At 67.7% G+C, this 9450-nt stretch carries 9 protein-coding genes; 4 read left to right on the top strand and 5 right to left on the bottom strand.

Annotated features, from left to right (window positions below):
* Nucleotides 1–170: 170 nt before the first annotated feature.
* A complete protein-coding gene (gene serS / locus AC04L7_RS06585) occupies nt 171–1451 on the bottom strand; it encodes a serine--tRNA ligase (protein WP_435998860.1) in 1281 nt (426 codons plus the stop codon).
* Nucleotides 1452–1562: 111 nt separating this feature from the next.
* Here serS and AC04L7_RS06580 point away from each other — a divergent pair, with 111 nt between their 5' ends.
* Nucleotides 1563–2210, top strand: a complete 648-nt coding sequence (locus AC04L7_RS06580; protein ID WP_435998863.1) for an energy transducer TonB — start codon at nt 1563–1565, stop codon at nt 2208–2210.
* 561 nt (nt 2211–2771) lie between these two features.
* The gene (locus tag AC04L7_RS06575; RefSeq protein WP_435998865.1) at nt 2772–3335 is read left to right on the top strand and encodes an energy transducer TonB; all 564 of its coding nucleotides are present in this window, start codon (nt 2772–2774) and stop codon (nt 3333–3335) included.
* Between the two features lie 203 nt (nt 3336–3538).
* Here AC04L7_RS06575 and aroA read toward each other — a convergent pair whose 3' ends face one another.
* The 3 genes from aroA to serC form a co-directional block, all read right to left on the bottom strand.
* Nucleotides 3539–4849 carry a 3-phosphoshikimate 1-carboxyvinyltransferase gene (gene aroA, locus AC04L7_RS06570; protein ID WP_435998867.1) on the bottom strand — a complete coding sequence of 437 codons (1311 nt, stop codon included), beginning with the start codon at nt 4847–4849 and terminating at the stop codon, nt 3539–3541.
* 45 nt (nt 4850–4894) lie between these two features.
* The gene (gene pheA / locus AC04L7_RS06565) at nt 4895–6046 is read right to left on the bottom strand and encodes a prephenate dehydratase (RefSeq protein WP_296282991.1); all 1152 of its coding nucleotides are present in this window, start codon (nt 6044–6046) and stop codon (nt 4895–4897) included.
* Nucleotides 6047–6159: 113 nt separating this feature from the next.
* Nucleotides 6160–7245, bottom strand: a complete 1086-nt coding sequence (gene serC / locus AC04L7_RS06560) for a phosphoserine transaminase (protein ID WP_435998870.1) — start codon at nt 7243–7245, stop codon at nt 6160–6162.
* A gap of 199 nt (nt 7246–7444) precedes the next feature.
* Between serC and msrP the strand changes: the two genes are divergently transcribed.
* Together msrP and msrQ are read left to right on the top strand one after the other, a co-directional pair.
* Nucleotides 7445–8413, top strand: coding sequence for a protein-methionine-sulfoxide reductase catalytic subunit MsrP (gene msrP, locus AC04L7_RS06555; protein ID WP_475512718.1), 969 nt, complete (start codon nt 7445–7447; stop codon nt 8411–8413).
* Nucleotides 8414–8422: 9 nt separating this feature from the next.
* A complete protein-coding gene (gene msrQ / locus AC04L7_RS06550) occupies nt 8423–9052 on the top strand; it encodes a protein-methionine-sulfoxide reductase heme-binding subunit MsrQ (protein WP_296282988.1) in 630 nt (209 codons plus the stop codon).
* On the opposite strand, the gene AC04L7_RS06545 is transcribed toward msrQ, so the two are convergent.
* Nucleotides 9021–9450: FHA domain-containing protein (locus tag AC04L7_RS06545; RefSeq protein ID WP_475512717.1), on the bottom strand; the 430-nt coding region annotated here is incomplete at its 5' end. The genes msrQ and AC04L7_RS06545 overlap by 32 nt on opposite strands.

Below are 9450 nucleotides of genomic sequence, written 5' to 3'. Positions count from 1 at the left end.
GGGAGAGGGTGCCGAAGGCGGGTGAGGGGCGAACGGAGATGTGGGCCCTCCGCAGCCATCAACRCTCAAGGCGCGTCTGCCGTAGGAAAGCGGAGAGCTCGCGCTAAGAGCGCCCCTCATCCGCCCTCCGGGCACCTTCTCCCCGCTCGCGGGGAGAAGGCATCAACAGCTCAGGCGATGCGGTCTGCGCCACCCATGTACGGGCGCAGCACCTCGGGCACGGTGATCGACCCGTCGGCGTTCTGGTAGTTCTCCATTACCGCGATCAGCGCACGGCCCACGGCGGTGCCGGAACCGTTGAGCGTGTGCACGGGCTCGGGTTTGCCGGTGGCCGGGTTGCGCCAGCGCGCCTGCATGCGACGCGCCTGGAAGTCCTCGCAGTTGGAGCACGAGGAAATCTCGCGGTAGGTGTTCTGCGACGGCAGCCAGACTTCCAGGTCGAACGTCTTGGTAGCGCCGAAACCCATGTCGCCCGTGCACAGCAGCATGCGGCGGTACGGAAGGCCCAGTTTCTCCAGCACGGTTTCGGCGGCGCGGGTCATGCGCTCCTGCTCGTCGTAGCTCTCCGACGGGCGCGCGATGGAGACCAATTCCACCTTCTCGAACTGGTGCTGGCGGATCATGCCGCGCACGTCGCGGCCACCACTGCCGGCTTCGGAGCGGAAGCACATCGAATGCGCGGTCATGCGCAGCGGCAGGCGGGCGTCGTCGAGGATCTCATCGCGGACGATGTTGGTCAGCGGCACTTCGGAGGTGGGGATCAGGTAGCGCTTGTGCTCGCCCAGCTCGGTGGAGAACAGGTCTTCCTCGAACTTCGGCAACTGGCCGGTGCCGCGCATGGAGTCGGCGTTGACGATCACCGGCACGCTGGTCTCTTCGTAGCCGTGCTCGTTGGTGTGCAGGTCGAGCATGAACTGCGCGAGCGCGCGGTGCAGGCGCGCCAGCTGGCCGCGCAGCACGGTGAAGCGCGCGCCGGACAGCTTGGCGGCGGTGTCGGCGTCGAGCCAGCCGTGACGGGCGCCCAGCTCCACGTGGTCCTTCACGTCGAAGTCGAACGCGCGCGGGGTGCCCCAGCGGTGCTGTTCGACGTTGCCGGCCTCATCGCTGCCGAGCGGCACGCTGGCGTGCGGCAGGTTCGGGATACCGAGGGCGATGGCTTCGATCTCGGCGCGGATCTCGTCCAGCTTCACTTCCGAAGCCTTCAACTCGTCGCCGAATCCGGCCACTTCCGCCATCAGCGCGGCCACGTCCTCGCCCTTGGCCTTGGCCTGGCCGATGGCCTTGGAGCGGGTGTTGCGCAGATTCTGCAGTTCCTCGGTGCGCTTCTGAATCTGCTTGCGCGAGGCTTCCAGGTCGGCGATGCGGGACACGTCCAGGTCGAACCCGCGGCTCTCCTTGAGGCGCTGGGCGAGTTCGGCGGGCTGGGTGCGGAGCAGGACGGGATCGAGCATGGACACTACAGTCTGGCGTGGGAAGCCGGCATTATCGCCCATCTGCGACCGCCTGCCCGCGCGGTTAACCGCGGCTGTGCAAGAATCGGCGCGACTTTTCCGGTGACTCCCATGTCGGCCCAGCAACCGCACGATCCGCACTTTACCTTCCGCCTGCCCCGCACCGCCCTGCGCAATGCGGCGATCGCCTTCGGCGTCGGCCTGCTGCTGTTCCTGATCGTCTGGTGGGCCGGCCGGGACGACGGCTTCTATACGCCCGACCCCGCACTGCCGGGCAAGTCGCTGCCGATCGAAGCGCTGCCCGAGCCCCTCTCCACCGGCGCCGGCGCGAGCGGCATGGACGAACCCGCGCCCCGTCCCGCGGCCGAAGAGCGCCCGCAACTGGTGGAAGAAGCGCCGATGCCCGCGCCCGTCGCGGAAGCGCCACTGCCCGCCACGCCGGCCGACGCGGCGGCACCGACGGCCACGGTGCCGCTGGCCCCTGGCGACGTGCCGGTTCCGATTCCGGGCCAGACACCCGCCCCGGACTACCCCGCCTCGGCCATCCGTGCCGGAGACCAGGGCACGGTGATGGTGCGCGTCGAAGTGGGGGCGGACGGCGTACCGACCTCCGTCGAGATCGCCGAGCGCAGCGGCTCCCGCGATCTCGACCGCGCCGCACTCGCTGCGGTTCGGCAATGGCGCTTCCAGCCGGCGCAGCGCGACGGCCAGCCGGTGCCGGGCGCGGTGACGGTGCCGATCGATTTCAAGATGCGGTGACCGCATGGGCCAGGCACGATCGCTGAAACGTATCGCCGCCTGGTCGGCAATCCCGTTGATCGTCCTCTTCGCGTGCGCATCGCCTTGGTCAACGCGCAGCCCGTCGGTCGAAGACCCGTTGGGCGACGAGCCCGGCCAGACCTGGGTGAAGGGTCGTGGCTACTCCCATGCCGTGCGACTGATGGACTCCRGTCGCTGCGCTATGCAGGTGCGGTGCGATGTCTGCGCGGAACCGATACAGTCGGGCACGTGACACGGCAGAACCACGCGTTCGTACTGCGTCATGCATCGGGTTCGATCGCGATGGCTGTGCCCATTAGCGTGATGGGATGCGACGCACTGGCGACACGCGGCGAACAGAATGGTCGTGTGCCCGGGAGCATCTACTTCAAGTCGCTGCGCGAATGCGCTTTGATGATTCGTACGCATTGCTGAACCGCCATTCCGCTAGCTGAACTTCGGCACGCTCGTTTCATCGCTGAATCACGCGTCGCAAACATCCGCAAGCAAAGACTCGGCACCGTTCCAACGCGGAACCCACAACGCGAAACGGAGGTTCACATGTCGACGTCCATCAACAACGAATACCGCGCGCCGGATCCCACCCTGGAAGAGACCCAGATGGAACCGCGCCGCAACGCATCCCCCGTGCTGCTGATGCTGCTCGCTTTCGCCGTCACCGCGGGTGGCCTGATCTGGTGGAGCCAATCGCGCGCCCCGGCGGAAGCGCCTGTCGCAACCGCACCGAGCGCGGTGATCGACCAGCCGGTGACCACGACACCCGCCACTGAGCGCGCAACCGGCAGCGCCGATCGCGATCGCGCCGATCGTGCGACCCGTGCCGCTGCGATCAGCCGCGATGCACGCCCACTCGCCAGTAACGCCCAGCCGAAGTACCCGGCCTCAATGTTGCGTGCCGGCGTCGGCGGGACGGTCGTGGTGCTGGCAGATGTCGATGCCAACGGCAACCCGGTGGACGTTCGTGTGGTCGAGCGCAGTGGTGAGCGTGAGCTCGATCGCGCCGCGCTGAGCGCCGTGAAGCAGTGGCGCTTCGAACCGGCCATGCGGAATGGCAAGGCCATCGCCACCAGCGTGAAGGTGCCGGTGGACTTCAAGCCTATCTAGGTTCTAGTCCAAACGAAGAGGGGGCGCCCCGCAGGCGCCCCCTTGTTGCCGTGCCCGTACGTGTAGGAGCGACGTAAATCGCGACCGGGATACATCAGTGTTGGTATTCATGGCAAGCGCGCTATGGGCGACTGGCGAATGATAGAACTCAGGCAATCATGTGCCGCGGTCGCGACTCACGTCGCTCCTACAGAAAGCAACGGTCATGCTTTCCGCAACGCGAACCCTGCGCCCGTCGCCAGGCCATCGTAGTCCGGGAACGAGGTCGCCACGTTCGCCACATCGCCGACGCGCACTTTGCCCTTCGCCAGCTGGCCGGCGATCGAGAACGCCATCGCGATGCGGTGATCGCCGTGACTATCGACCACGCCGCCCTGCAGCGGCCCAGGAAAGATCGTCGCGCCGTCCGGCGTCTCGTCCACGCGCAGGCCGAGCGCACGCAGGCCATTGGCCATGGCCGCCAGGCGGTCTGATTCCTTCACCCGCAATTCCGCCGCCCCGCTCACCACGGTCGGTCCCTCCGCTGCGGCCGCCGCGACGAACAGCGCCGGGAACTCATCGATCATGTCGGGCACCAGCGCCTCCGGCACCTCGATGCCCTGCAATGTCGCATGGCGGACGACCAGGTCCGCCACCGGCTCGCCGCCGTGTTCGCTGGCGTTCTCTTCGGTGATGTCCGCGCCCATCAGCCGCAGTGCCTGTAGCAGGCCGGTGCGGCGCGGGTTCAGTCCGACCGCGCGCAGGCGCAGTTCCGAACCGGGAATGATGCTGGCCGCGACCAGGAAGAACGCCGCCGACGAGAAATCGGCCGGCACGGCGATGTCGGTCGCCTTCAGGCGCTGCCCGCCGCCCAGGCGAGCGAAGCCGGGGGAGAAGTCGATGTCGACGCCGAACGCCTTCAGCATGCGCTCGGTGTAGTCGCGCGTGGGGTGCGGCTCGCGCACCACGGTCTCGCCTTCTGCGTACAGGCCAGCCAGCAGCACAGCCGATTTCACCTGCGCGCTGGCGACTTCCAGCGTGTAGTCGATGCCGGCAAGGGCTTGTCCGCCATGGATGCGCAACGGTGGCAGGCCGCCCTCTTCGGTATCGATGCGCGCACCCATCGTGGACAGCGGACCGGTGACGCGGCGCATGGGACGCTTGGACAGCGATTCGTCACCAATGATCACGCTGTCGAACGGTTGCGCGGCCAGCAGGCCGGCCAGCAGGCGCATGCCGGTGCCGGCATTGCCGCAGTCGAGCGCACCGTCGGCCGCCTTCAGGCCATCCACGCCGACGCCATGCACGATACGGCGCGATGGCGAGGGCGTTTCCATCCGCACGCCGAGGCGCGAAAAGATCGCGGCGGTCGCGCGGGTGTCCTCGCCTTCCAGGAAGCCGTCGATCGTCGACGTGCCGTCGGCGAGCGCGGCGAACATCACCGCGCGGTGCGATACCGACTTGTCGCCGGGAATATCCAGGGTGCCGCGCAGCGCGCGGCCTGTGGAGGCGATCCAGTCTTGCTTGCTGCTCATCAGGTCTCTCGGTTCATCGGCCCATCCGCGGGCCCGGGCAACGTATCAGGGCACCGCGACGGGGTACGACCCCAGCACCTTGATCTGCGCCGAATGCTGTTTCAGTTCCGCCAGTGCCTGCTTCATCGCCTCGTCGTCGATGTGGCCGGCCAGATCGATGAAGAAGCCGTACTCCCACTTGGCGTGGTGCGACGGCCGCGACTCGATCCGGTTCATGCTGATGCCGTGGCGGGCGAAYGGGCTGAGCACGTCGAACAGCGCGCCGGGCTTGTCGTGGATGAAGACCAGCACCGAGGTGCGGTCGTGGCCCGACGGCGGGAAGATGCTGCGGCCGATCACAAGGAAGCGCGTCGTGTTGTCCTTGTCGTCCTGGATCGGGCTCATGACGACCTTCTTCAGGCCGTAGACGTGCGCCGCGCTCTCGCCCCCGATGGCCGCGGCATCGTCGTTGCCACGCGCGCGGCGGGCGCCTTCGGCGTTGCTCGACACCGGCACTTTCTCCACCTTCGGCAGGTTGGCGCGCAGCCAGCCCGCGGTCTGCGCGAACGACTGCGGATGCGCGTAGATGCGCTCGATGTCGTCGATGCGACCGGTGCGCGACATCAGGAACTGGTGCACGCGCAGCTCGACTTCGCCGCAGATCTTCAGGTCCGAGGTCAGGAACATGTCCAGCGTGATCTGGATGGTGCCCTGCCCCGAGTTCTCGACCGGCACTACGCCGAAATCGGCGTTGCCGCTGGCCACTTCCTGGAAGACCTCTTCGATGCTGGCCAGCGGAAGACCATGCGCCGAGCGGCCGAAGTGCTTGAGCACCGCCTGCTGGCTGAAGGTGCCCTCCGGGCCGAGGTAACCGATCTTCAACGGCTCCTGCTGCGCCAGGCAGGCGGACATGATCTCGCGGAAGACATGCACCAGCACTTCGTCGCTGAGCGGGCCCTCGTTGCGGTCCACCACCATGCGCAGCACCTGGGCTTCGCGCTCCGGGCGGTAGTAGTCCACCGCAGCGGCCAGCTTTCCCTTGGCCTTGCCGACCTGGTGGGCGAAGACGGCGCGTTCGGCGATCAGGGACTGGATCTGGCGATCGATGCCATCGATCTTGGCGCGCACGTCGGACAGCGCCGGGGCGGGCGTCGCCTCGGTCTTCTTGCCCGCGGCGGGCTTGGCGATCTTCTTTGGCTTGCTGGGTTTGGATGCCATGTCGTTTTCCGTATTCCCGTCGCTTCCCTGTGGGAGCGACGTAAGTCGCGAAAGGTTATCGGTGAAGCTTCATCGCGACTGACGTCGCTCCCACATCGGGCAATGCAGGGACTTCATCCGTTACGTTGCTGGAAATCGCGCATGAAATCGACCAGCGCCTGCGCGCCTTCCACCGGCAGCGCGTTGTACAGCGAAGCGCGGATGCCACCGACCGCCTTGTGGCCCTTCAGGGCCAGCAGTCCGGCCGCCTTGGATTCGGCCACGAAGCGCGCGTTGAGGGTGTCGTCCGGCAGGAAGAAAGGGATGTTCATCCGCGAACGCACGGCTGGCACCACGTCGTTGCGGTAGAAGCCGGCGGACGCGTCGATGGCGTCGTAGACGAGCGACGATTTCACCGCATTGCGCCGCGCGAACTCGGCCACGCCGCCTTCGGCCAGCATCCACTTGAACACCAGGCCGGCGAGGTACCAGTTCCAGGTCGGCGGCGTGTTGAGCATGGAGTCGCGCGCGGCATGCGAGCGGTAGTCGAAGATGTCGGCGCGCGGCTGGCCGCTGCGCTCGAACAGGTCCTTGCGGATGATCACCACCGCCACGCCGACCGGGCCAAGGTTCTTCTGCGCGCCGGCATAGATCACGCCGTACTTCGACACGTCCAGCGGCTCCGACGCGATCGATGAGCTGAAATCGGCGAACAACGGCACCTCGCCCACGTCCGGGGTGTCGCGAAACTCGACGCCGTGGATCGTCTCGTTGGCGGTGATGTGCACGTAGGCGGCACCCGGTGTGAGCCTCCACGTGTCGCGCGGCGGGATGTCGTGGAAGCCACCGGCCTCGCCGTCGGCCGCGATGTTGACCGTGCAGTACGGCGCGGCCTGCTTGATGGCGGTCTTGCCCCAGTGGCCGGTCACCACATAGTCGACGACCTGGCCGGGCGCAGCGAAATTCAGCGCCAGCAGGGCCTGGTGGGTCGTGGCGCCACCCGACAGGAACAGCACCGCATAGTCGTCGGGGATGCCGACCAATCGGCGCAGGTCCGCTTCGGCCTCGGCCGCCACGGCGATGAAGTCCTGGCTGCGGTGGCTGATCTCCACGATGGACGCGCCAATGCCGTTCCAGTCGAGCATCTCGGCCTGGGCCTGCCGCAGGACCGATTCGGGCAGGGTGGCGGGACCGGCACTGAAGTTGAACGCGCGCGTCATGGGGCACCTGAACAGGAGGGTCCRTAGTATGCCGCAGCGCATCAGTTGCAGGGGCAACGAAGCGGACGCGCGGGCATGAATCCCGTACGCCGTGCATCCCGCGATCACCCGACTGCGTATAGGCTGCACGTGACCGGCCCGCGCGGGAATTTTCCGCCGCGACTGCCGTCCAACCGCCATCCCCTTGCCGGAGAAGTCCATGTCCCTGCGCGACGCCTTGCGGATCCGCGAGTCCGAGGTCACCGACGAAGCGATCTATCGGGATCGCCGCCGCCTGCTGCAGGCCTTTGCCGCCGCGCCCGCCCTTGCCCTGGCCGGCTGCGCGGAAGCCGAACCTCCCGCCCCCCCGAAGGTCGTGGTGACGCCCGAACAGGCGCGCTCCGGCTTCCGCACCACCGAAACGCTGACGCGTTACGAKGACGTCACCAGCTACAACAACTTCTACGAGTTCGGTACCGGCAAGGCCGACCCGTCCWCGGCGCGCAAGACGCTCAAGACCTCGCCCTGGTCGGTGGCGGTGGGGGGCGAGTGCGCAAAGCCCGGCACGCTGTCGCTGGAGGACCTGGTGAAGGGGCTGGCCCCCGAGGAGCGCATCTACCGGCTGCGCTGCGTGGAGGGCTGGTCGATGGTGATCCCGTGGCTGGGCGTGCCGCTGGCCGATGTGCTGAAGAAGTTCGCGCCCACGTCGAAGGCAAAGTACGTGGCCTTCACCACCCTCGCCGACCGCGCCCAGATGCCGGGGGTCCGCTATCGTTCCATCAACTGGCCCTACCGCGAGGGCCTGCGCATCGACGAGGCGATGCACCCGCTCACCCTGCTGGCCACCGGCCTGTACGGCAAGCCGCTGCCGCAGCAGAACGGCGCGCCGTTGCGGCTGGTGGTGCCGTGGAAGTACGGCTTCAAGAGCATCAAGTCGATCGTCGAGATCAAGTTCGTCGAGCGCATGCCGGAGACGGCGTGGCACGATCTGCAGCCGTCGGAGTACGGGTTCTTCTCCAACGTCAATCCGAACGTCGACCATCCGCGCTGGAGCCAGAMGACCGAGCGCCGCATCGCCGGCACGCAGAGCAAGCTGTTCGCCGAACGCATCCCCACGCGCATGTTCAATGGTTACGGCGATCAGGTGGCGTCCCTGTACGCCGGCATGGATCTGAAGAAATGGTACTGAGCCGACACGATGCGTAAGGCGTCCGCAGGCCTGGTGGCGGCCAAGAGCGTGGTGCATGCGCTGGCGCTGACGCCGCTGGCGATCCTGGGGTGGCAGTTCTACGACGTATGGCAGCGCGGCAGCGATGCGCTGGGCGCGGATCCGGTGGCGGAGATCGAGCACCGCACCGGCCTGTGGGCGCTGCGCCTGCTGATGGTGGCGCTGGCGGTCACTCCCCTTCGCCAGTTGACCGGGCAGCCGGTGCTGCTGCGCTTCCGGCGCATGCTGGGGCTCTACGCCTTCTTCTATGCCACGCTGCACCTGGCGGTCTACTTGGGCCTGGACCTGCGCGGATACTGGACGCAGATCTTCGAGGAGATCGCCAAGCGTCCCTACATCACGGTGGGCTTCACCGCCTGGCTGTTGCTGGTGCCGCTGGCGATCACCTCGACCCAGGGCTGGATGCGCCGGCTCGGCCGGCGCTGGGGCCAACTGCACAAGCTGGTGTACGCCATCGGCGTGCTGGCCGTGCTGCACTTCTGGTGGCTGGTGAAATCCGACATCCGCGAGCCGCTGCTGTACGCCGGCATCCTGGCGGTGCTGTTGGGCTGGCGCCTGTGGAAATCGGTCAGCCGGCGCCGAACAGCAGCAGCGCGCTGAGCGCGCCGGCCATCAGCAACGCCGCAAGCAGCAACCATGGCCAGCGAAGCGCGGACGGGCCCGCCGGACGGTCCGCATCGGCCACCGGGTGGTCGCGATCGGCGTCTTCCAGCGGGGCGGGCTCGTCGACCCTGGCCGTCGGCGCCCACGGCACTTCCAGCACGAAACGGTGCTGCGCATCGAACACGATCTGGTCACCCGCCGACAGCAGCGCATCCCGGACCGCGACCCCGTTGACCCGGGTGCCCTCGGAGGACCCCAGGTCGCGCAGCAGCACGCGCTCGCCCCGCAACTCGAGCCGCGCGTGCCGCTCGGCAAAACCGGGGTCGTCGATGCGGATGTGCGCATCGCGGGCGCGTCCGACGATCCGGGGCTGCTCGAGCGATACGCTCCTGCCG

This window comes from Pseudoxanthomonas sp. LjRoot204_2 (assembly GCF_056175765.1).
Note: the sequence above shows the minus strand (reverse complement) of the source record. Positions and strands in the feature narration are given on the sequence as shown.

Excerpts from the sequence above, each read along its gene's own strand:
- serS (WP_435998860.1), bottom strand. The coding sequence starts at position 1,451 with ATGCTCGATCCCGTCCTGCTCCGCACCCAGCCCGCCGAACTCGCCCAG.
- AC04L7_RS06580 (WP_435998863.1), top strand. The coding sequence starts at position 1,563 with ATGTCGGCCCAGCAACCGCACGATCCGCACTTTACCTTCCGCCTGCCC.
- AC04L7_RS06575 (WP_435998865.1), top strand. The coding sequence starts at position 2,772 with ATGTCGACGTCCATCAACAACGAATACCGCGCGCCGGATCCCACCCTG.
- aroA (WP_435998867.1), bottom strand. The coding sequence starts at position 4,849 with ATGAGCAGCAAGCAAGACTGGATCGCCTCCACAGGCCGCGCGCTGCGC.
- serC (WP_435998870.1), bottom strand. The coding sequence starts at position 7,245 with ATGACGCGCGCGTTCAACTTCAGTGCCGGTCCCGCCACCCTGCCCGAA.
- msrQ (WP_296282988.1), top strand. The coding sequence starts at position 8,423 with ATGCGTAAGGCGTCCGCAGGCCTGGTGGCGGCCAAGAGCGTGGTGCAT.